Source organism: Arthrobacter sp. H14, from assembly GCF_000520495.1.
Taxonomy (GTDB): Bacteria; Actinomycetota; Actinomycetes; order Actinomycetales; family Micrococcaceae; genus Arthrobacter_C.
The window spans coordinates 59,496-60,974 of the sequence record NZ_KI914646.1; the positions used below are offsets into that span (position 1 = coordinate 59,496).

A 1,479-nucleotide genomic window follows, 5' to 3' on the forward strand; every position below is an offset into this window, starting at 1 on the left:
GCAAGGCCTACGCGGCGACCGGCGCCGGCTGGCGGCAGAGGTAGCGTGCGTAGGCGGGGACGGTGAGGAAGGTGGGGAATTCGTCTCCGAGGGCGACTTCTTCGAAGATTTCGAGGGCGTCGTCGAAGCGGTCCCCGTTGAAGCGTTGCAGTGCTTCGAATTCGTCCTCGAGCAGTTCCTGGACCCATTCGGCGGTGATGATCTCGCCGTCGTCGGTTATGGCGTTGGCGTGGATCCATTGCCAGATCTGGGACCGGGAGATTTCCGCTGTGGCGGCGTCTTCCATCAGGTTGTTGATGGCGGCGGCGCCGTTTCCGCGAAGCCAGGATTCGATGTAGCGGATGCCGACTTCGATGTTGCTGCGGATGCCGCTTTCGGTGATCATCCCTTCGGTGGCGGCGATATCGAGCAGGGCCTTGTCGCAGACGGTGACGTCCTCGCGGCTCCGGCCGAGCTGGTTCGGGTGCCCGCCGAGGACGCCGTCGAAGACCTCCATGGCGACCGGGACCAGGTCGGGGTGGGCGACCCAGGAGCCGTCGAATCCGTCGTTGGCCTCACGGGTTTTGTCCGCCCGGACCTTCTCCAGCGCCAAGGTGTTGGCTGCTTCGTCCCGGCGGTTGGGGATGAAGGCGGCCATCCCGCCGATGGCGTGGGCACCGCGGCGGTGGCAGATCCGCACCAACTGCTCGGTGTAGGAGCGCATGAACGGTGCGGTCATGGTGACCTGGCTCCGGTCGGGCAGGACGAAGCGCGGTCCGCGGGTGCGGAAGTTCTTGATCACCGAGAAGATGTAGTCCCAGCGGCCGGCGTTCAGCCCGGCGGCGTGCTCGCGCAGTTCGTAGAGAATTTCCTCCATCTCGAACGCGGCGGTGATGGTCTCGATCAGGACCGTCGCGCGGATGGTGCCCTGCGGAATGCCCAGCAGATCCTGAGCGAGGATGAAGATGTCGTTCCAGAGCCTGGCTTCGAGGTGGTTTTCGATCTTCGGCAGGTAGAAGTACGGGCCGCGGCCCTGGGCGATCAGGCGGCGGGCGTTGTGGAAAAAGTACAGCCCGAAGTCGACCAGTGCGCCGGCGACCGGGGCACCACGGACGAGCATGTGCTTCTCCGGCAAGTGCCAGCCGCGCGGCCGGACCACAATCGTCGGCAGCGCCCCGGGGGTGTTGAGGCTGTATTCCTTGCCCTCGGGGGAGGTGCAGTCGATGTTCCGGTCCAGCGCGTCCATCAGGTTCAGCTGCCCGTTGATGACGTTCGACCAGCTCGGGGTGGAGGAGTCCTCCATGTCCGCCAGCCACACTTTCGCCCCTGAATTGAGGGCGTTGATCGTCATCTTCCGGTCGACCGGGCCGGTGATTTCGACCCGGCGGTCCTCCAGCCCCGGCGCGGTCGTGGCGACCTGCCAGCCTTCGTCGTCGCGGATGGACTTGGTCGCGGGCAGGAACTTCGGGTCGGAGCCGTTGGCGATACGGTTGCGGCGGG

Annotated in this window: 1 protein-coding gene; it reads right to left on the minus strand. The window is 65.9% G+C overall.

The genetic code is table 11. From position 1 onward, the window contains the following. Positions 1-7: 7 nt before the first annotated feature. On the minus strand, positions 8-1,479 hold a 1,472-nt coding region (aceB, locus tag Y707_RS24640; RefSeq protein ID WP_035780934.1), incomplete at its 5' end, for a malate synthase A.